Source organism: Microbacterium sp. STRO-1N (assembly GCF_057748015.1).
In genome coordinates this window covers 1,769,057-1,788,546 of sequence record NZ_CM173234.1, presented here as the reverse complement: position 1 = coordinate 1,788,546, position 19,490 = coordinate 1,769,057, and the positions used below count along the sequence as shown (strand labels likewise).

The window sequence follows — 19,490 nt, the reverse complement described above, 5'->3', positions numbered from 1 at the left end:
GCATGAAACGCAGACCCGGGAAGCCGCGTGCCGCGGCACCCAGAACCGGAGCGCATGTGGACCTGACGCAACCGATCCCGACCAACGTCACGGTGTGGGACTTCGTCTTCGCCGTCCTCGCCGTCGTCGCCGGATGGATCGCGTCGCATTTCGCACGCAAGGGGGTGCTGACTCTCGGACGAAAGGCACCCGGCATCTCGGACACCATGGTCGATGTCGCCGCACGCCTGGTGCAGTACGTCCTGATCTTCCTCGGAATCGGCATCGCGCTGGGGTTCCTCGGCGCGAGCATCCAGCCCGTCCTGGCGGTCACGATCATCGCGGCCGTGGTCATCGTGCTGGTGCTGCGCGGCGTCGCGGACAACTTCGCCGCCGGGGTCCTGGTGCAGTCCCGCCAGCCGGTCAAGCTCGGCGAGGAGATCCTCTTCGAAGGCCCGGACGGACCGCTCACGGGGATCGTGAAGGATCTCAACGGCCGCTCCGTGATCGTCACGACCGCGGACGGGCGAACCGTCCACGTCCCGAACATCAAGCTGCTCTCGGACATCCTCGTCAACGACTCGCGTCACGGCGCCCGGCGAAGCGAGGTGCAGGTGCGCATCGCCCGTGCCGCCGGCCGCGAGCTGTCGGCGGTGGTCGACCTGCTGACGGATGCTGCGGCCCAGGCGGACGGCGTGCATGCACGCGAGTCGGTTCACGCGCTCGTCCGCGAGATCTCGGCAGAGCGGTGGATCGTCCGGCTGCAGTTCTGGCATCATCCGCTGCACGGGGCCACCGTGACGTCCGACGTGATCACGGCCGTGGCCGATGCGCTGGGCGAAGCATCCATCGAAGGTGTCGTGACGGACAGTCCCGTTCCACCGCCGCTGGCTGCACCCGACCCGCTCTGAGATGTGGCACGGGAGGCACCGCCAGCCTTCGGCCACACTGTCGAGGAGGGACATGGTTGCCCACACGGAAGAAGGCGCCCCACCTCAGATCTGCTGAGGTGTGACGCCTTCTGCTTGCTCCCCGAGTTGGACTCGAACCAACAACCTGCCGGTTAACAGCCGGCTGCTCTGCCAATTGAGCTATCGAGGATCAGGCTTGTTGCCGAAGCAACTCGACAAGCTTAGCAAACGTCAAGAGGTGCGAATGACATCCGCGGCCGTTTCCGCGCCGCCGGGTGTGTCGCGTTCAGCGCCTCGAGTCCGCCTCGGCGTTCGGCACCCACAGCAGGTCGTCTCCGACACCTCGGGCGACGACATGTCCGCCGCGCAGCATGAGCGTCTCCGCTTTGAGCTCGCGGATGAACGCGGCGTCGTTCGTCACGAGCAGCGCACCCATCCCCTGCTCGGTGCGGCGACGGGTGATCGCGTCGAACACCACGGGGCGCACCTCGAGGTCGAGGTTCGCCAGCACCTCATCGGCGACCAGCACCTTCGGCTCCAGTACGAATGCCCGCGCGATCGCGACGCGCTGGCGCATCCCCGCGCTCAACTCGTACGGGAACCTGTCCGCCGTGCCCAACGGCAGGTGCAGCTCGTCGAGCAGTGTCGCGATGCGGATCGACAGGGCCCTGGAGTTGACCCTCTTCTCGCGGATGAGGATCGGCTCGGCGATCACCTCTGTCACCGTCAGGCTCGGCGGGAGCGTCGCTCCGGCCCCCTGCGGAACGAAACCGCTGAGGTAGGTCAGCTCGCGGTGCCGGCGTCCCGGCTTGCGCACATCCACGCCGCACACCTCTGCTGTGCCGCCCACGATCCGGACGGACGGGTCGGTCGACCCGGCGAGAGCGGCGACCAGCGTGGACTTCCCCGAACCAGTGGGTCCGGCGACGCACAGCAGTCCGCCGGGGCGGATCTGGAAGGTCACACCGTCCACCGCTCGGGTGGCACCGCCGTGTCCGATCCGGTCGATCACCAGATCCGAGCAATCGATCACGTTCGGAGAGGGAGACCGGCGAGACATGCGTCCATCCTCCCTTGGCTTCACTGCAGCGAGCCGTTACGACTCGGTGAAACGACGACGTTCGAGATCGATGTCGCGCAATCGGACGCGCAGCGCTCTGCCGCCGTCGGATTCGGCGGGCACCCGCTGCACGGCACCCAGAAGCTCCTGCTTCTCCTGCTCGAGCGCGCGGACGATCAATCGCCGTGACAGATCGGTCGTCGACGCCACGGCGCCCTCTTCATTGCGCGCCGGGAACGATGTCATGAGCAGTTCGCCCGCCAGCGCACGATACGGCTCGCGCACGGAGTTCACGGCATCCATCACCCAACCGGGCTTCGCGCGATCCGCATCGACGACGGCCTGGCGCACCGCTTCGAGGGCCGGGTTGCGGAAAGACTGGCCGAGAGCCCGCGTGAGCAGTTCCGCATCGACCTGGTGACCGTACTGGAGGGTTCCGATGAGCGTGTCCCGTTCGAGCGCGACATCGGCTGTGCGGGGCAGGCTCGCGATGGTGACGGCTTCGATCACCGGCGTCGCCGGTGCGCCGTCGGATGCCGTTGCGGTCGCCTCTCGCCGCGCCGGCGCATGCGGGACACCGCGTGCGGCGCGCTCGACCTCGGCGTGCACGTCGGTCGGATCCATACCGAGCCTGCGTGCCAGCACCCGCTCGTAACCCGGGCGCAGCAGCCGGTCGCGGATCTCCGCCACGATCGGCGCCGCGGCGCGAAGCGCGCCGACCCGGCCCTCGACCGTCGAGAGATCGAAGCCGGCGAGCTTGCGATCGATCGCGAACTCGAACATCGGCTGCTTGGCATCCATGAGAGCGCGCACCGCGGCATCCCCGCGCTGCAGCCGGAGATCGCACGGGTCGAGTCCGTCGGGGGCGACCGCGACGAAGGTCTGTGCGTTGAACCGGTCATCCTCGGTGAACGCGCGCAGCGCGGCCTTCTGGCCTGCCTCGTCGCCGTCGAACGTGAACACGACCTCACCGGCGCCGGAGTCGTCGCCCATGACCCGCCGGAGCACCTTGATGTGGTCGGTGCCGAACGCCGTCCCGCAGGTCGCGATCGCCGTGGTGAGACCGGCGAGGTGGCACGCCATCACGTCGGTGTACCCCTCGACGACGACCACTCGGCGCGGGTCGCCGCGGGAGATGTCGCGCTTGGCGAGATCCAGGCCGTAGAGCACCTGCGCCTTCTTGTAGATCGGGGTCTCCGGGGTGTTCAGGTACTTCGGCCCCTGGTCATCGTCGAACAGCTTGCGAGCTCCGAAGCCGATCGTCTGACCGGTGACGTCTCTGATCGGCCAGACCAGCCGTCCGCGGAATCGGTCGTACACGCCGCGCTGTCCCTGCGACAGGAGTCCGGCAGCGAGCAGTTCCTCGCGACTGAACCCCTGCGCGGTCATCGCCTTGAGCAGACCGTCCCATCCTCGGGGGGCGAACCCCACGCCGAAGTGCGCGGCCGCACCCGCATCGAAGCCGCGTTCGCCGAGGAAGCGCCGGCCGGTCTCGGCATCCGCGGTGAGCAGCTGCGCGCGGAAGAACTCGGCCGCAGCCGTGTTCGCGGCGTACAGTCGGCTGCGTCCGCTCGTCTCCGGCGCGGCGCCGCCGTCCTCGTAGTGCAGCGAGTACCCGACCCGGCCGGCGAGTCGCTCCACGGCCTCGGTGAAGCTGACGTGGTCCATCTCGCGGAGGAACGAGTACACGTCCCCCGACGCGCCGCAGCCGAAGCAGTGGTAGTAGCCCACCTGCGGGCGCACATGGAAACTCGGACTCTTCTCGTCGTGGAAAGGGCACAGACCCTTGAGAGAACCGACACCGGCCGACTTCAGCGCGACCCGCTCCCCCACGATGTCCGCGATGTTGATCCTGGCCTTGACCTCGTCGACGTCTGCCTGACGGATGCGGGGCATCAGTGCGCCCTTTCGGGGACCGCGCGGACCGCGCCGTGCGCTGCCCGGGGCCGCACATGCCGCGGCGACCAGATCCCCACCTCGGCCGGGTCGATGTCCCCGACGAGACGGGAGTGCCAGTCCAGAGCGGTCTGGTCGGTGAGGCTGGCGATCTGGTCCACGACGACTCTGGCGCGCGCGGCATCCGTCGGCGCATCCAGGAAGTCCGCCGCGAAGGCGGGCTCGAGCACGTCGGCACCGGCGGTCCACAGCGTGTCCGTCGACCAGAGCGCGTCGGCGAGACGCTTGAGCACGCGGCGCTGCTCCTTGTACACGCCGCGGCGCGCGTCGATCGTGACGATGGCCTGACCCATGATCCCCTTGAGGACCGCGATCTCGACCTCGATGACGCGGGGCACGACGACGTGCGCGTTGTACCGTGCCAGTGCTGGTCCGGCATAGGCTTCCCGCGTCGCGGAGACGGCGGCGCGGGCGAACCGGCCGATCATGTCGCTCGTGAGGTTCTTCAGCCGGGCCAGGTCGCGGCGCGAGCGATCGAAGGATCGCAGCCACATCGGCTGGCGGGTCAGACGGTAGAGCCCGTCCGCCAGCTCCTCGCGGGTGTAGTCGTAGCCGACCCACTGCTGCACGCGCCCGACGAGCGCGTGATGCTCGGCCGGATCGGACAGCTGCGCGACGTCGAGGTAGCCGTTGACGATCGCGTCCTCGAAATCGTGCACCGAGTAGCCGATGTCATCGGACAGGTCCATGATCTCGGCCTCGATGCAGCGCAGGCGCCCTGGAGCTCCGTCGCGCATCCAGCGGAACACGTCCTCGTCCTCGGGATAGACGCCGAACTTCAGTCGCCCCCCTGGATCGGGGATCGGGCTGTCGACGGTCCACGGGTACTTGCAGGTCGCGTCGAGGCTGGCCCTGGTCAGGTTGAGGCCGACCGATCGGTCGTCGTCATCGAGCACCTTGGCTTCGAGCCGTGTGAGGATGCGCAGCGATTGCGCGTTGCCCTCGAAGCCGCCGATGGGCTCCGCCCACTCGTTGAGCGCTCGTTCGCCGTTGTGGCCGAACGGAGGGTGGCCGAGATCGTGGCTGAGGCATGCCGTGTCCACGACATCAGCCGAGACGCCGAGCGCGATCGCGAGTTCGCGCCCCACCTGGGCGACTTCGAGCGAGTGCGTGAGGCGATTGCGGGCGAAGTCGGCGGTGCTCGCGGGGCTCAGCACCTGGGTCTTGGCGGCGAGGCGTCGAAGCGCGGCCGAGTGCAGCACGCGGGCGCGGTCGCGGGCGAAGTGATCGCGCTCCGAGCGGTGGGTCTCCGCGAAGAAGCGCTCGGTGTCGTGCGCGTCGTAGCCGTCGACGCGACCCAATCGATCCGGTTGCGCGTCGCCCAGCGAGTCAGCCGCCACTGTTCTCGATCTCCGCTCCTCGCAGCATCTGCCGGGTGTCGTCGGCGACATCGCGCGAGTCCAGCCACTTGTCCGGAAGGGCAGGGCGCTTCGGGTGGCCGGCACGGCCGCGCTGGCCCTCGGCATCCGCACCGGGGTAGGGCGCGTCGCGATCAAGCTGGCACAGCAGGTCGTCCATCTGCGCCAGGCTCTCGACCTTCGCCAGGGCCGTACGCAGTTCGCCGCCGACCGGGTAGCCCTTGAAGTACCAGGAGACGTGCTTGCGGATGTCACGGCACCCGCGGTCCTCGTCCTCGAAGAACTCCACGAGCAGGTCGGCGTGACGGCGGAAAGCGTCCGCGACGAACCCGAGCGTCGCGTCGACAGGTCGGGACTCGGCGCCGAACGCCGCGGCGAGGTCGCCGAACAGCCAAGGGCGGCCGAGGCATCCGCGGCCGACCACGACGCCGTCGCAGTCGGTCTCAGCCATCATCCGCACGGCGTCGTCGGCCGACCAGATGTCGCCGTTGCCGAGCACCGGGATACTCGTGACGGCATGCTTCAGCTCGCCGATGGCGTTCCAGTCAGCGTGGCCGGAGTAGAACTCGCTCGCCGTGCGCGCATGCAGCGCGACGGCGGCGGCACCGGCATCCTCGGCGGCGCGGCCGGCGTCGAGGAACGTGAGATGGTCGCGGTCGATGCCCTTGCGCATCTTGACCGTCAATGGGATGGGACCCGCGGCCTTCACCGCCTGATCGACGATGTCTGCGAACAGTTGCGTCTTCCAGGGCAGAGCCGCACCGCCGCCTTTTCGGGTGACCTTGGGTACCGGGCAGCCGAAGTTGAGGTCGATGTGGTCGGCGTGGTCTTCGGCCACGATGATGCGCACCGCCTCGGCGATCGTCTTCGGGTCGACGCCGTAGAGCTGGATCGAACGCGGTGTCTCGGACTCGTGGTGACGGATCAGACGCATCGTGACGTCGTTGCGCTCGACGAGCGCGCGCGAGGTGATCATCTCGCTGACGTACAGGCCGGCACCGTATTCGCGGCAGAGTCGACGGAACGCCGTGTTCGTGATCCCGGCCATGGGGGCGAGGACGACGGGCACGTCGATGTCGATCGGCCCGATGCGCAGGGAACGCGCTGGTGCAGTGGCGAGACTCATATCCCCTCCATTCTCCCATCCTCCGGAGCCGGTGCGGCACAGGCGACTTAGGCTGTGGATATGACCGATCAGAGCGTGCGCCAGATCCCCTTCACGGATGCCGAGGGAACCAGCAGGACCCTCGACGACTACGCGGCCGACGTGCTGCTCGTCGTCAACGTCGCCTCGAAGTGCGGCCTGACCCCGCAGTACGAGCAGTTGGAGCAGCTCCAGCGCACGTACGGAGAGCGCGGATTCACCGTGGTCGGCTTCCCGTGCAACCAGTTCATGGGGCAGGAACCCGGTTCGATCGACACGATCCTGGAGTTCTGCTCGACCACGTACGGCATCAGCTTCCCCATCAACGACAAGGTGAAGGTGAACGGCCGCAACGCCACCGAGCTGTACAAGCAACTGAAGCAGACTCAGGATGCCGGCGGGAAGTCCGGACGCGTCGAGTGGAACTTCGAGAAGTTCCTCGTGAGCCCCGACGGCTCCGTTCAGCGGTTCCGTCCGAAGCAGCGCCCGGACGACCCTGAGATCGTGTCGGCGATCGAGACGGCGCTGGCGCGCTGATCGCAGTCCGGCCTCAGACCGCCGCGGCGGCCTCGGGCTCGGCCTGATCACGCTTGGACCAGAGGTCGCGCAGCACGCTCTCGAACGTGGTCGGAGGCTGCGCGCCCGAGATGCCGTACTGACCGTCGATCACGAAGAAGGGTACGCCCTGGATCCCGTAGGCCTGCGCCTGCGCCTGATCCTGACGGACGGCGGGGAGGTAGGTCGCGGCTTCCAGCGCCTTGCGGGTCTCCTCGGCATCCAGCCCGACTTCGACAGCGAGCTCGACGAGGTCGTCGATGCGACCGACGTGCTTGCCCTCGGTGAAGTACGCGGACATCAGGCGCTCCTCCATCTCGTGCTGGAGGCCGTTCGCCTTGGCGTGATGGAGCAGCTCGTGCGCCTTGACCGTGTTGGTGTGCTGCAGCAGATCGAAGCGGTACTCGAGACCCGCCTTCTGCGCGATACCGGTGACGTTCGCGAGCATCTGCTCGACCTGCTCACGCGGCATCCCCTTGTGTCCGGCGAGGAAGTCGATCTCGTCGCCGTCGAAGTCGACGGGGGTGTCGGGGGAAAGCTCGAAGGAGTGGAACGTGATGTTCACCTCTGGTGCGTCGTCGTCGCCGGCGACGGCTTCGAGCCCCTTCTCGAGATTGCGCTTGCCGATGTAGCACCAGGGGCAGGCGATGTCGGACCAGATGTCGATCGAGATGGGTTCAGTCACATCTGTAGTCAACCCGATGCAGGCGGCGGGTATTCCTCCGATCGGTGCGACGAATCACGAATGCGGTGACGAATCACGGACAGCTCGGCGCCAGCCCGTTCGTGATTCGTCATCGCGTTCGTCGATCGTCGCCGGTTGCTACGCTCTTCGAATGCTCTCGTTCGACGACCCGATGCCGTCCGGTGCCGAGCGGGTGCTGGTGGCCGGTGTCACCGGGTCGGGGAAGACCACGTTCGCCGCGCGTCTGGCCGAGGAGTGGGACCTGGGTCACGTCGAGATCGATGCCCTGTTCCACGGACCGGAGTGGACGCCGCGTCCGGAGTTCCTCGACGACGTGCGTGCCTTCGCCGCCGAGGAGCGCTGGGTCACGGAGTGGCAGTACACGAGCAAGGGCACGGACGAGATCCTCGCTCCGCGCGCGGACCTGCTGATCTGGCTTGACTACCCGTGGTCGCTCGTCCGCGGGCGGCTCGTGCGCCGGACGATGAAGCGCCGCATCCTGCGCACTCGTCTCTGGAACGGAAACGTGGAACCGGCGATCTGGACCCGTGATGCCTGGACCGGCGAGAACGACATCCTGCGCTGGCAGTCCAGCACCCGATACAAGTGGGACGAACGGATGCCGGATATCGCCGCGCGCTTCCCTCACCTGAGGATCGTGCGACTGCGGCATCCCCGCGAGGCGGATGCCTGGTTGACTTCCCCACGGATCGACGCAACGTGAGCGCGTTCCTCTCCGCCGCCGACCCCATCCCCTCCACACCGCAGCGCGTGCTCGTCGCCGGGGTCACCGGGTCGGGGAAGACGACGTTCGCACGGCGTCTCGCCTCCGTCTGGGGGTTGCGTCACGTCGAGATCGATGCCCTGTTCCACGGGCCGGAGTGGACGCCGCGTCCGGAGTTCCTCGATGACGTCCGCGCGTTCGCCGCCGAGGAGCGCTGGGTCACGGAGTGGCAGTACACGAGCAAGGGAACTGATGCGTTTCTGCCGCCGCGCGCACAACTCGTGGTGTGGCTCGACTACCCGTACCGGGTCGTGCGCTCACGCCTGCTGCGACGGACGCTCGGCCGCAGCATCCTGCGCACCGAGATGTACAACGGCAACCTCGAGCGCCCGATCTGGCGCCTGCTCGCCACACGAGACCCCGACGAGAACATCCTCGCCTGGCAGACGAAGACGCTCGGGCACTGGGCAGAGCGGATGCCGGGATACGCCGAACGCTTCCCGCACCTGACGATCGTGCGGCTTCGGCATCCCCGCGAAGCGGACGCCTGGTTGGCACGCGCATCGGCTGGCGCAGCGAACTAGCGTGCCTCGTTCGGCGCGTCGACGGCGCCGCCGAAGCGCCGATCGCGCGACAGGTAGACCTCGATCGCCCGCCACAGCTCCTGACGGGAGAAGTCTGGCCAGAGAGTGTCGAGGAACACCATCTCGGCGTACGCCGACTGCCACAGCAGGAAGTTGGAGGTGCGCTGCTCCCCCGAGCTGCGCAGGAACAGATCCACGTCCGGCATGTCCGGCACGTACAGGTGCCGGCGGATCATCTTCTCGCTGATCGCATTGGGCTTCACGCGCCCGGCCTTGACCTCCTCGGCGAGGGACCGCATCGCGTCGACGAGTTCGATCCGTCCGCCGTAGTTCACGCACATCGTGAGCGTCAGCACGTCATTGCCCCGGGTGAGCTGCTCGGCGTACTGCAGCTCCTTGATGACCGAGCCCCACAGCCGCGGCTTGCGCCCTGCCCATCGGACGCGCACGCCCCACTCGTTGAGCTGATCGCGCCGACGGTGCAGGACATCCCGGTTGTAACCCATGAGGAAGCGGACCTCCTCGGGCGATCGGGCCCAGTTCTCCGTCGAGAACGCGTACACCGACAGATGCTTCACCCCGGCCTGGATCGCGCCGGCGACGACGTCGAGGAGCACCTCCTCGCCCGCCTTGTGGCCCTCGATGCGGCTGAGCCCGCGCCGGTTGGCCCAGCGTCCGTTGCCGTCCATCACGATCGCGACGTGCTCCGGCACCTTCGGGAAAGCCGGCGGGTGCACTCCGGTCCAATCCAGCGGACGGTACGCGACCGCATCCTTGTGCGTGTACGGCTTCGGAGTCACCGTGCTCCCTCTCCTGTGGTGCTGCTCACGTGAGCGAGCGAACGGATCCCGCGCTCGAGATGCCACTGCGCATAGGCCGCGATCACACCGGAAGCCGCGGCCCCATCAGCGCCTGGCGCCGCGTCGATCTCGTCCCACTCCCCCGCCATCAGCGCACGCAGCAGGCTCGATGTTGAGGGGGCGATGCGCGGGCTGCCGGCCGGCGCGCAGTCGGCGCACACCGTGCCGCCGAGCTGACCGACGAACGACGAGTGCGGGCCGGGCTTCGAGCACCGGGCGCAGTCCGTCAAGGACGGCGCCCAGCCCGACAGCGCCATGACGCGCAGCAGATAGGAGTCCAGGATGCTGCGGGGAGCGTGCTCTCCGCGTGAGAGGGCGCGCAGCCCGCCGACCAGCAGCAGGTACTGATCGCCCGTCGCCTCGGAGTCGCTCAGGCGGTCGGCCGTCTCGACCATCGCGCTCGCCGAGGTGAACCGGTCGTAGTGCACGGCGATGTCGGTGCCGTAGGAGCCGAGCGACTCGGCCTGCTGCACGATGTCGAGCGATCGCCCCTGGTACAGCTGCACGTCCGCGACCATGAACGGCTCGAGCCGTGCGCCGAACTTCGACGAGGTGCGCCGAACGCCCTTGGCGACCGCTCGGATCTTCCCGTGGCGTCGCGACAGCATCGTGACGATGCGATCCGCCTCACCGAGTTTGTGGGTGCGCAGGATCACCGCTTCGTCTCGATATGTGGGCACTGTCCGATTATCCTCCGCTCACGGGAGAATGGACCCGTGACCGAACCGCTCTTCACCATTCCGCTCTGGGCCGATCTGCTCGGAGTCGGCCTCGGCGGCATCCAGGGGGCGATGTTCGCCTCCGGATTCCAGGGTCAACGACGCCTGGATCTGCTGGGTGTCACCATCATCGGCATCCTGATCGGCATGGGCGGCGGCCTCATCCGCGATCTGCTGCTGGGGCAGCCCCCGGCGACGCTCCAGAACAACTGGTATCTGGTCACCGCCGCCGGGGCCGCCATCATCGGCATGCTCTTGGCAGGCCTGCTGAGCCGGGCGAACGCGATCATCGTGGGTCTCGATGCCGTGGTCATCGGCATGTTCGGTGCTTTTGGCACGAGCAAGGCACTGGGTCTGGGGGTTCCTCCGGTGCCTGCGGTCTTCATCGGGGTGTGCGCCGCCGTCGGCGGCAGCATCCTGCGGGACGTCATCATGGGCCTGCCCGTGGCGATCATGCACGTCGGCTCGCTCTACGCGGTGGCCGCCGGCGTCGGATGCACGGTGATCGTGCTCCTGCACGCCGTCGGCGTCGACATCGTCACCGCAGGTGTGATCGGGATCGTGGCCACCGCGATCATCCGCGTGCTCGCGGTGATCTTCGACCTGTCGCTGCCGGAGCAGCGCCGGATCTACCGCCGCAAGGTCGCGGCGGAGACCGGGACGATCCCGATCGTCAAGCCCTGAGACCTCTCAGACGGCGACGAGCTCCTGCGCGTCCTCACGCGCACGGATCGAGCGGTTGACCGCCGACACGATCGCCTTGAGGGATGCCGTGGAGATGTCGCCGTCGATCCCGACGCCCCACAGGCGATCGCCCTCGACCTGCAGCTCCACGTAGGCCGCCGCCTGAGCATCCCCTCCGGTGGAGAGCGTGTGCTCGACGTAGTCGTACAGCGAGATGTCGAAGCCGCGCGACCGGATGATCTCGAGGAACGCCGCGATCGGACCGTTGCCGTGTCCGACCTCGTCGCTCGCCGCCTCGCCGTCGCGCAGACGCACGTTCAGCTCGACGTCACCGGTCATCTCGCTCGCGGTGCGCGTCGCCAGCAGCTCGAAGCGCCCCCACTTGTCGGCGACATCCGGAGACGGAAGGTACTCGTCGCTGAAGATCGACCAGATCGCGTCGCTGGTGACCTCGCCGCCCTCGGCATCCGTCTTGGCCTGCACGACCCCCGAGAACTCGATCTGCAGCTTGCGGGGCAGATCCAGGGAGTGGTCGGCCTTGAGCAGGTAGGCGACGCCGCCCTTGCCGGACTGCGAGTTCACGCGGATCACGGCCTCGTACGAACGGCCGAGGTCCTTCGGGTCGATGGGCAGGTACGGGACCGCCCACTCGATGTCGTCGACCGACACGCCCTGCTGCTCGGCCCGGGCGGCCATGGACTCGAAGCCCTTCTTGATCGCGTCCTGGTGCGATCCGCTGAAGGCGGTGAACACGAGGTCGCCGCCCCACGGGCTGCGCTCCGGCACCGGCAGCTGGTTGCAGTACTCGACGGTGCGCTTGACCTGGTCGATGTCGCTGAAGTCGATCTGCGGGTCGATGCCCTGCGTGAACAGGTTCACGCCCAGCGTGATCAGGTCGACGTTGCCGGTGCGCTCGCCGTTGCCGAACAGGCATCCCTCGATGCGGTCGGCGCCGGCCATGTAGCCGAGTTCGGCCGCGGCGACCGCTGTGCCGCGGTCGTTGTGCGGGTGCAGCGACAGGATGACGTTCTCACGATGCGCGAGGTGGCGGTTCATCCACTCGATCGAGTCGGCGTACACGTTCGGCGTCGCCATCTCAACGGTCGCCGGAAGGTTGATGATGACCTTGCGATCGGGACTCGGCTGGAGCACCTCGATGACGGCGTTGCACACGTCGACGGCGTATTCGAGTTCGGTGCCCGTGTAGCTCTCCGGCGAGTACTCGTAGTACACCTGCGTCTCGGGGATGCGCTTCTCGAACTCGCGGCACAGGCGAGCGCCCTCGAGCGCGATCTGCTTGACGCCCTCCCGATCGGAGCGGAACACCACCTCGCGCTGCAGCACGCTCGTCGAGTTGTAGAAGTGCACGATGGCCTGCTTGGCGCCGGCGATCGACTCGTAGGTGCGCTCGATCAGGTGCTCACGGCACTGGGTCAGCACCTGGATCGTCACGTCATCGGGGATGAGATCCTCTTCGATCAGCTGACGGACGAAGTCGAAATCGGTCTGGCTGGCCGACGGGAAGCCGACCTCGATCTCCTTGTATCCCATGCTCACGAGCAGCTCGAACATGACGCGCTTGCGCTCGGGGGACATCGGATCGATGAGGGCCTGGTTGCCGTCGCGGAGGTCGACGGCGCACCAGCGAGGCGCCTGGGTGATGCGGGCGTCCGGCCAGGTGCGGTCCGGAAGGTCGACGGTGATCTGCTCGTGGAACGGCCGGTACTTGTGGATCGGCATCGTGGACGGGCGCTGAGTGTTCTGCATGATGGGCTTCTTCTCTTCGTCAATGTGATCGGGCCAACACAAGCGCCGCGACGAGGAAGGCCCTATTGTCAGGACTCGTCGCGGCAGCTAAGAAGAAGCAGACCGCCGAAAGGCATGCCGCCATAGTAACAGGGCATCACGGATGCGACGACTCCGGTGAGACGATCGAATGCACGCAGACACTGAAGGATATGAGCAGAATGCACATCCGTCCGTCGGCCGTCGGACTCGCCCTGATCGGAATGCTCGCCGTCAGCGCCTGCGCCGCGTCACCGGGCACCCCCGCTCCGGTGAGCTCCGACGCCCCCTCCGGTCAGAGCCTCGGCTCGCTGATGCCAGGACCACCGAACGCGCCGGTCATCGGCACCGGGACCGTGATGGACATCGGCGGTGACGTGAAGCTCTGCCTCGGTCCGGTGGCCGAATCGTATCCGCCGCAGTGCTCGGGCATTCCCATGATCGGGTGGAGCTGGGACGGCGTGGACGGCAGCGAACAGGTCGACGACGTGCGCTGGGGCGCCTACGCCGTCACCGGCGAGTTCGACGGCGAGGCCCTCACCGTGACGGAGGCGCCCACATCGCTCGCGCTCTACGACCCGATGCCGATGGACGAGCAGACCGATGGTCAGGGATCGAAGACACCAGCGGAGCTTCAAGAGATCCAGGATGAGATCGTCACCCGTTTCTCGAGTGCACCCGAGATGCTGCTGGCCTCGTGGCCCGCGGACGGCGTCCTCGTGGTGGACGTCGTCTGGGACGACGGAACGCGGCAGCAGGCCGCGGACGACGACTTCGGAGCGGATGCCGTGGCCATCCGCTCCGCACTGCGCGAAGTCGAGTGATCAGCAGATCAGGAGACGCAGGAGATGCGGCTCACCGTGCCGTACACGTTCGTCCAGTTGCCCGCGTACGCCGTCGCGCGCACCGTCGTGCCGTATTTGGCCTGCATGTAGCCGCTGGAGCGCGCATCCGCGATGGAGCGCACCGTGAAGGTGCCGACCGGGAACGACGTGTTGCAGGTTCCCCAGCTCAGCTTGGCGCCGTTCGTACCGGACAAGGAGAATGCGCAGACTTTGCCCGTGGCGCAGGCGCCGACGGAGGCGATCGCCGACGAACGTGCGGAGTACGAGTCGGCCTGCGGTGCGGCGACCGTCATCTCCATGTCGAGCTCGGGCCACACGGCGTGGTACGCGTCGAGCACGACACCGCCGGGAACCGCGTCGAGCATGGCGGCGATCTGGGGATCCGGTTCGACTGCCGTCTCCGCTGCTGCCGCTGCCGGTGCGCCGAACGCACCGGCGATCAGGATGGCCGCGCCCGCCAGGGCGGTCGTGATCGCTCGCTTCATCGAGAACTCCTCAGTTTCAGAACCACAGGTCGTACATGACGACGGCGCCCTCCGGGATGATGCCGTCCGCCGAGCCCTGCTCGGACTCGACCCCCACGATTCGGCCGGACTCCGTACTGATCAGAACCGTCTCATCCGTTCCGTCCGCCGAAGCCGGCACGCTCAGAGCGTACACCGGACGCCCGAGGCGATCCGTGCTCTCGCCGAGCACGCTCACGCCGTCTTCGGCATCGAGCATCTCAAGCAGGACCGCATGCTGCGCGTCGGTGAGCGTCCACTGATCGAGTGCCGTCACCACGGAGTCGACGAGCTGCGAGGCATCCGGATCCGCGGGCATCCCATAGGCCGTGAGCATCGCGAGCACGTCGGCTGCGCTGTCGCCCGGCGGCTCGACGACCGGCGTGCCGAACTCACCCGGCGCCATCTCGAGGTCGAACAGAACCTCGTCACCAGGGACCGCTTCGGCGGATTCGTCCGGTGCATCACCGGGCCAGTACGACTCTCCGGCGACCGTGACGAGTCGACCGGAGAGGTCCTCGTGCCAGGTCAAAGAGGAGAACTGCGGGACGACGGCCGTCTGCTGCTCGTCGACATCGACCGCCAGTGCCCAGATCGCGGATTCCACCGACCGCTGAGGGTCAGCGGGCCCAGAACCATCGGCGAGGAGAGCAGTCGCCCGCTCCACCACCTGCTGCGTGCTGCCCGCCACCGTGAAGGTGAGCGGCTCCGGCGTCACTGCCACGGCCTGCCCGGCCGGCGTCACCAGCCCGAACACGACGACGCCGGCCGCGGCTGTCGCCGTGAGCGCGGATGCCCACGCGACCCGCGCCGTCCGACGCGGCTCGCGGTGCTGCGGACGTGGTCCTGTCCTGATGATGCGCTCACGCATCCTGATCGCCGCTGCGTCGAGCTCGGCATCTCTCGGCGTCCTCGCCGGGTTCGCGTCGATCAGCAGACGCGTCAACGCGTCGTCGTCCAGCACTGTCACCACTACGACTCACCCTCCAGTGCATCGCGCAGCGTGTCCCGCGCCCGCCGAAGCGTGGCGCGCACCGCCCCCGGCCGGCTGCGCATGACTTCTCCGGTCTCTCCGACGGAGAGACCGTCCCAATACATCAGGACGACGACCCTGCGCTCGCGCTCACTCAGCTGCGCCATCGCGTGGAGGACGTCCCGACGGTCGAGAGTACTCCCTTCGACCTGATTGGTCACGACATTCTTCTGCACGGCCTCCAGCACGGGCTCGCGAACATCACCGCGACGGCGTCGCTCGCGCAGAACGCCTTCCGCGATGCGCAGCAACCAGGTGAGCCCGCCGGGCCGTGCCACGCGCAGCCGCTCCCAGGCGAGCTGGAAGACCTCCGCCACGACCTCGTACACCTCGGCATCCACACCGAGGTAGCACTCGACGTGCCGCGTGACGGGCAACCAGTATTCGGAGAAGAGCCGATCGAAGACGCGGCGCTTCTCCGCCTGACGCTGCTCCGACCGGGTGCTCAGAATCCCAGCCGTCCCAGCTGCTTCGGGTCACGCTGCCATTCCTTCGCGACCTTGACGTGCAGGCCGAGGAAGACCCTCGTGCCGAGCAGCTCTTCGATCGCTCCGCGTGACCGAGCACCGACGTCCTTGAGACGCGAGCCCTTGTGCCCGATGATGATCGCCTTCTGGCTGTCCCGCTCGACGACGATCTGCGCGTGGACGTCCGTCAGGTCGCTGTCCTCCCGACGCGCGATGTCGTCGACGACCACGGCGATGGAGTGCGGCAGCTCGTCGCGGACGCCTTCCAGCGCCGCCTCGCGGATGATCTCCGCGATGCGGTCGTCGGTCGACTCATCCGTCGTGACGCCCTCGGGATACAGTGCCGGCCCCTCGGGCATGAGCTGCAGGATCTCGTCCGCGAGGACGTCCAGCTGCTCGTGGGTGAAAGCCGACAGCGGGATCACGGCATCCCAGTCCTCGCGCAGAGCATCGACCTCCATGAGGCGCGCCGTGATCTCGTCGCGACTCGCAGCATCCGTCTTCGTCACGATCGCGATCTTCTTCGCGCGCGGGTACCCGTCCAGCGACGCGGCGATGCGCCGGTCGCCCGGCCCGACCTTCTCCGTGGCCGGCACGCAGAAGCCGATGACGTCGACGTCACCGAGCACCTGCTCGACGAGGTCGTTGAGACGCTCGCCGAGCAGCGTGCGCGGCTTGTGGATGCCGGGGGTGTCGACGATGACCAGCTGACCGTCCGGACGATTGAGGATGCCGCGGATCGCGCGCCTCGTCGTCTGAGGCTTCTCGCTGGTGATGGCGATCTTCTCCCCCACCAGGGCGTTGGTGAGCGTGGACTTGCCCACGTTCGGACGCCCGACGAAGGTCGTGAATCCGCTCCGGGAGTGGTCAGTCATCGTTGTCTCCTTCATCGGGTTCCGCAGCGCGCTCCACGAACACGGTCGCGATTCCACGCCCGCGCCCTCGTGATGCGCCGCCGGTCAGGACGAGCCCGCCCAGCACCGCCGTCGCACCCGGCTGCGGGATCTGGCCGAGCGCCTTGCCCAGCAGGCCGCCGATCGAGTCGACGTCCTCGTCTTCGAGTTCGATGCCGAACAGATCGCCGACGTCCTCGAGCGGAAGGCGTGCGCTCACACGATACCGCCCATCGCCGAGCGCCACGACCTCCGCGGGGCCGTGGTCGTACTCGTCGGCGATCTCGCCGACGAGCTCTTCGATGAGATCCTCCAGGGTCACGAGCCCCGAGATCCCGCCGTGCTCGTCGATCACGATGCACACGTGGACCGCATCGCGCTTCATCTGCTGCAGCAGAGTCTCCGCGCGCATCGATTCGGGGACGAAGGTCGCCGGCCGGGCGATCGGACGCACCGGGACGCCGCGCCACGCGTTCTCGTCGCGGTACGCGAACTGGACGAGGTCCTTCAGGTACAGCACGCCGACCACATCGTCCGCGTCGTCATCCACGACCGGCATCCGCGAGACGCCGCGGCTGAGGAACAGCTCCATCGCGTCGCTCGTGGTGGCCGCGGCATCCACCGCCAGCATCTCGGTGCGCGGCACCATGACGGCGCGCACGAACTGATCGGTGAAGTCGAACACGGAGTGGATGAGGTCGCGGTCGTCCTCCTCGATGAGGTCGTTCGACGCGGCCTCATCGACCATGCTCAGCAGCTGGTCCTCACTGGTGAACGAGCTGCGACCAGCACCGGGCGCCACCCGGTTGCCGAGAGCGACGAGCCCCTGTGCCAGCGGTCCGAGGATGATCCGCAGCCCGCGCACGATGGGCGCACAGGCGCGCAGCAGTCCTGGCGCCCTGTGGCGGCCGACCGAACGGGGGCTCGCGCCGACGAGGACGAACGTGATGCCGGTCATCAGGACGGCCGCGGCGAGCATCGCCCACCAGATGTTGCCGATGAGATTCGTGAAGGCGACGGTCACGAGGACCGCGGCGGTCGTCTCGGCGAGCACGCGGATGAACGCGACCGCGTTGACGTGCACGTCGGGGTCCTCGGCGATCAGGCGCAACGAGGCCGCGTTGCGGCCCTGCTCGCCCAGCTCTTCCAGGTCCGACCGCGATGTGACGCCGAACGCCGCATCTATCGCCGACATAAGGCCACCGAAGGCGACCAGCAGGACAGCCGCGATCAGCAGCAGAGTCTCGGTCATCGGCCGCGTTCGGCGCGGGCGAACCCGACGATCAGCTCCTTCTGAAGCCCGAACATCTCACGCTCCTCGTCGGGTTCTGCGTGGTCGAATCCGAGCAGGTGCAGCAGCCCGTGCGTGGTGAGCAGGATCAACTCGTCCATCAGCGTGTGCCCCGCAGCCTGCGCCTGGGTCTCTGCCACCTGCGGGCACAGCACGATGTCGCCGAGGAGGCCGGGTGCGGTCGGGCGGTCCTCGGTACCGGGGCGCAGCTCGTCCATCGGGAAGCTCAGGACGTCCGTGGGGCCGGGTTCGTCCATCCACTGCACGTGCAGGGCCTCCATCGCACCCTCGTCCACCAGCACGATCGCGACCTCGGCATCCGGACTGACGTGCAACTGAGCCAGGTTGAAGTCGGTGAGACGCTGCAGCACGGTCTCGTCGACCTCGATGGCCGACTCGTTGTTGATCTCGATCATGACAGTCCTCGCTTCGGCATCCGGTCCCTGGGTCCGGGTCGCAGACCCGTTCGTCGCTCCGCGCGGTTCGCGAACTCGTGCGCCTGGTCGCGCTCCACCTTGGCGGCCGTGCGCTGCTCGTCGTACTCGCTGTACGCGTCGACGATGCGCCCGACCAGCGAGTGGCGCACGACGTCGTCGCTGGTGAGCCGCGAGAAGTGGATGTCGTCGATCTCCTTGAGAACGCGTGTGACCAGTCTCAGCCCCGAGGCGCCCTGGGGCAGATCCACCTGGGTGATGTCACCGGTGACGACCATCTTCGTCCCGAATCCGAGACGGGTCAGGAACATCTTCATCTGCTCAGGGGTGGTGTTCTGCGCCTCGTCCAGCACGACGAAGGAGTCGTTGAGCGTCCGCCCGCGCATATAGGCGAGCGGTGCCACCTCGATCGTTCCCGTTGCCATGAGGCGTGGCACGATCTCGGGGTCCATCATCTCGTTGAGCGCGTCGTACAGTGGACGCAGGTACGGGTCGATCTTGTCCGTCAGCGTGCCGGGCAGGAAGCCGAGCCGCTCGCCCGCCTCGACCGCTGGGCGGGTCAGGATGATGCGCGCGACTTCCTTGCGCTGCAGCGCCTGGACGGCCTTCGCCATCGCCAGGTAGGTCTTGCCAGTACCGGCCGGGCCGATGCCGAAGACGATCGTGTTCTCCTCGATGGCGTCGACGTATTCCTTCTGGCCGAGCGTCTTGGGCCGGATCACCTTGCCCCGCGTGGACAGGATCGCCTCGCCGAGCACCTCGCTCGGGCGCGGTCCGCCCTCCTGGCGGAGCATGCGCGCTGAACTGGTGACGTCGCTGGGCGCGAGGTCGTGTCCTTGCCTGGTCATGGTGAGCAGCTCCTCGACGAGGGATCTGGCCGCGGCGACGCGGGTGGCATCGCCGGTCAGAGTTATCTCATTGCCCCGCACGAGCACCTGCACCTCCGGGTGCTCCTTCTCGAGCATCCGGAGCAGCCGATCCTGCGGACCGAGCAGCTGCACCATGGCGACGCCATCGGCA

At 67.8% G+C, this 19,490-nt stretch carries 21 protein-coding genes and 1 tRNA gene; 6 read left to right on the top strand and 16 right to left on the bottom strand.

From position 1 onward, the window contains the following. The first annotated feature begins 56 nt into the window (after positions 1–56). Positions 57–890 (top strand): mechanosensitive ion channel family protein, encoded by an 834-nt coding sequence (locus AC3ANJ_RS08435; RefSeq protein WP_488319073.1) that lies wholly within the window; start codon positions 57–59, stop codon positions 888–890. Between the two features lie 117 nt (positions 891–1,007). Here the strand turns inward: AC3ANJ_RS08435 and AC3ANJ_RS08430 are convergent. The 5 genes from AC3ANJ_RS08430 to dusB all read right to left on the bottom strand — a co-directional run bounded on the left by AC3ANJ_RS08430 (position 1,008) and on the right by dusB (position 6,390). Further along, positions 1,008–1,080, bottom strand: a tRNA-Asn gene (locus AC3ANJ_RS08430). 96 nt (positions 1,081–1,176) lie between these two features. Further along, a complete protein-coding gene (locus AC3ANJ_RS08425; RefSeq protein WP_488319072.1) occupies positions 1,177–1,950 on the bottom strand; it encodes an ATP-binding cassette domain-containing protein in 774 nt (257 codons plus the stop codon). 36 nt (positions 1,951–1,986) lie between these two features. After that, a complete protein-coding gene (gene dnaG, locus AC3ANJ_RS08420; protein WP_488319071.1) occupies positions 1,987–3,846 on the bottom strand; it encodes a DNA primase in 1,860 nt (619 codons plus the stop codon). Beyond that, positions 3,846–5,246: a deoxyguanosinetriphosphate triphosphohydrolase gene (locus AC3ANJ_RS08415; RefSeq protein ID WP_488319070.1), complete on the bottom strand. Its 1,401-nt coding sequence runs from the start codon at positions 5,244–5,246 to the stop codon at positions 3,846–3,848. The genes dnaG and AC3ANJ_RS08415 overlap by 1 nt, the downstream gene beginning before the upstream one ends. Then, positions 5,236–6,390 (bottom strand): tRNA dihydrouridine synthase DusB, encoded by a 1,155-nt coding sequence (gene dusB, locus AC3ANJ_RS08410; protein ID WP_488319069.1) that lies wholly within the window; start codon positions 6,388–6,390, stop codon positions 5,236–5,238. The genes AC3ANJ_RS08415 and dusB overlap by 11 nt, the downstream gene beginning before the upstream one ends. Positions 6,391–6,450: 60 nt before the next feature. Between dusB and AC3ANJ_RS08405 the strand changes: the two genes are divergently transcribed. After that, positions 6,451–6,945: a glutathione peroxidase gene (locus AC3ANJ_RS08405; RefSeq protein WP_488319068.1), complete on the top strand. Its 495-nt coding sequence runs from the start codon at positions 6,451–6,453 to the stop codon at positions 6,943–6,945. 13 nt (positions 6,946–6,958) lie between these two features. On the opposite strand, the gene AC3ANJ_RS08400 is transcribed toward AC3ANJ_RS08405, so the two are convergent. After that, positions 6,959–7,648, bottom strand: a complete 690-nt coding sequence (locus AC3ANJ_RS08400; protein WP_488319067.1) for a DsbA family oxidoreductase — start codon at positions 7,646–7,648, stop codon at positions 6,959–6,961. A 151-nt stretch (positions 7,649–7,799) separates the two neighbouring features. Between AC3ANJ_RS08400 and AC3ANJ_RS08395 the strand changes: the two genes are divergently transcribed. Continuing rightward, positions 7,800–8,372: a P-loop NTPase family protein gene (locus AC3ANJ_RS08395; protein WP_488319066.1), complete on the top strand. Its 573-nt coding sequence runs from the start codon at positions 7,800–7,802 to the stop codon at positions 8,370–8,372. Then, on the top strand, positions 8,369–8,956 hold the full coding sequence (locus AC3ANJ_RS08390) for a P-loop NTPase family protein (RefSeq protein WP_488319065.1): 588 nt from the start codon (positions 8,369–8,371) through the stop codon (positions 8,954–8,956). Before AC3ANJ_RS08395 ends, AC3ANJ_RS08390 begins: the two co-directional genes overlap by 4 nt. Here AC3ANJ_RS08390 and AC3ANJ_RS08385 read toward each other — a convergent pair. Both AC3ANJ_RS08385 and recO read right to left on the bottom strand, forming a co-directional pair. Further along, complete coding sequence (locus AC3ANJ_RS08385) at positions 8,953–9,756, bottom strand: isoprenyl transferase (protein ID WP_488319064.1); 804 nt, start codon at positions 9,754–9,756, stop codon at positions 8,953–8,955. The genes AC3ANJ_RS08390 and AC3ANJ_RS08385 overlap by 4 nt on opposite strands. Next, a complete protein-coding gene (recO, locus tag AC3ANJ_RS08380) occupies positions 9,753–10,496 on the bottom strand; it encodes a DNA repair protein RecO (RefSeq protein WP_488319063.1) in 744 nt (247 codons plus the stop codon). Before recO ends, AC3ANJ_RS08385 begins: the two co-directional genes overlap by 4 nt. Positions 10,497–10,532: 36 nt before the next feature. On the opposite strand from recO, the gene AC3ANJ_RS08375 reads away from it, so the two are divergent. Next, complete coding sequence (locus AC3ANJ_RS08375) at positions 10,533–11,219, top strand: trimeric intracellular cation channel family protein (RefSeq protein WP_488319062.1); 687 nt, start codon at positions 10,533–10,535, stop codon at positions 11,217–11,219. Between the two features lie 6 nt (positions 11,220–11,225). On the opposite strand, the gene leuA is transcribed toward AC3ANJ_RS08375, so the two are convergent. Beyond that, on the bottom strand, positions 11,226–12,986 hold the full coding sequence (gene leuA, locus AC3ANJ_RS08370; protein WP_488319061.1) for a 2-isopropylmalate synthase: 1,761 nt from the start codon (positions 12,984–12,986) through the stop codon (positions 11,226–11,228). A gap of 191 nt (positions 12,987–13,177) precedes the next feature. On the opposite strand from leuA, the gene AC3ANJ_RS08365 reads away from it, so the two are divergent. Continuing rightward, positions 13,178–13,828 (top strand): hypothetical protein, encoded by a 651-nt coding sequence (locus tag AC3ANJ_RS08365; RefSeq protein ID WP_488319060.1) that lies wholly within the window; start codon positions 13,178–13,180, stop codon positions 13,826–13,828. 8 nt (positions 13,829–13,836) lie between these two features. Here AC3ANJ_RS08365 and AC3ANJ_RS08360 read toward each other — a convergent pair whose 3' ends face one another. The 7 genes from AC3ANJ_RS08360 to AC3ANJ_RS08330 all read right to left on the bottom strand — a co-directional run bounded on the left by AC3ANJ_RS08360 (position 13,837) and on the right by AC3ANJ_RS08330 (position 19,474). Next, positions 13,837–14,334, bottom strand: a complete 498-nt coding sequence (locus AC3ANJ_RS08360) for a hypothetical protein (RefSeq protein ID WP_488319059.1) — start codon at positions 14,332–14,334, stop codon at positions 13,837–13,839. A 16-nt stretch (positions 14,335–14,350) separates the two neighbouring features. After that, the gene (locus tag AC3ANJ_RS08355) at positions 14,351–15,325 is read right to left on the bottom strand and encodes a hypothetical protein (protein ID WP_488319058.1); all 975 of its coding nucleotides are present in this window, start codon (positions 15,323–15,325) and stop codon (positions 14,351–14,353) included. Continuing rightward, complete coding sequence (locus tag AC3ANJ_RS08350; RefSeq protein WP_488319057.1) at positions 15,325–15,762, bottom strand: RNA polymerase sigma factor; 438 nt, start codon at positions 15,760–15,762, stop codon at positions 15,325–15,327. The genes AC3ANJ_RS08355 and AC3ANJ_RS08350 overlap by 1 nt, the downstream gene beginning before the upstream one ends. Before the next feature lie 68 nt (positions 15,763–15,830). Further along, on the bottom strand, positions 15,831–16,727 hold the full coding sequence (gene era, locus AC3ANJ_RS08345; protein WP_488319056.1) for a GTPase Era: 897 nt from the start codon (positions 16,725–16,727) through the stop codon (positions 15,831–15,833). Next, a complete protein-coding gene (locus AC3ANJ_RS08340) occupies positions 16,720–17,997 on the bottom strand; it encodes a hemolysin family protein (RefSeq protein ID WP_406245464.1) in 1,278 nt (425 codons plus the stop codon). The genes era and AC3ANJ_RS08340 overlap by 8 nt, the downstream gene beginning before the upstream one ends. Continuing rightward, positions 17,994–18,452, bottom strand: a complete 459-nt coding sequence (ybeY, locus tag AC3ANJ_RS08335; protein ID WP_488319055.1) for an rRNA maturation RNase YbeY — start codon at positions 18,450–18,452, stop codon at positions 17,994–17,996. Before ybeY ends, AC3ANJ_RS08340 begins: the two co-directional genes overlap by 4 nt. Next, positions 18,449–19,474 (bottom strand): PhoH family protein, encoded by a 1,026-nt coding sequence (locus tag AC3ANJ_RS08330; protein ID WP_488319245.1) that lies wholly within the window; start codon positions 19,472–19,474, stop codon positions 18,449–18,451. The genes ybeY and AC3ANJ_RS08330 overlap by 4 nt, the downstream gene beginning before the upstream one ends. Between the last annotated feature and the right edge of the window lie 16 nt (positions 19,475–19,490).